Genomic DNA, 388 nt, shown 5'->3' on the forward strand with positions numbered 1-388 from the left:
GGGTAACGGGCAGAGGCGTTAATGCCTTCGCGCTGTGCGTCCGCATCCTGAATGCAGCCATAGGTGCGCAGACCGCGTGCCTGAGTGTTCCCCAGCACCATCGTGTTGTCCGGCAGGAAGTTCTTTTTGACGCCGTTTTCCACGTACTGTCCGGAATACACGACGATGGCCACATCGCCATACATCCCCTTATAGGACACCGCTTTGCCCAGGTCTTTCACCGCTGTCTCCAGCTCGGAATTAGAGCCACGACGGGTATCCAGCTTCTCCTTGACGGCTTTGAAGGAACGGAACAGCGCCCAGCCTTTCGGATCGAACACGATGATATTCACCACACCGCTGGCGTTCAGCGCGTAGGCTTCGATATCGTCGGTCGGGTCATACGTGG

1 protein-coding gene is annotated in these 388 nt (G+C 57.5%); it reads right to left on the reverse strand.

The window, feature by feature from the left end:
• Positions 1-388, reverse strand: a 388-nt coding sequence (locus tag EJ063_RS20705; protein ID WP_208640403.1) for a major capsid protein, incomplete at both ends; no start/stop codon positions are given.

The sequence above is a fragment of the Vibrio aquaticus genome (assembly GCF_003970385.1).
Lineage (GTDB): Bacteria > Pseudomonadota > Gammaproteobacteria > Enterobacterales > Vibrionaceae > Vibrio > Vibrio aquaticus.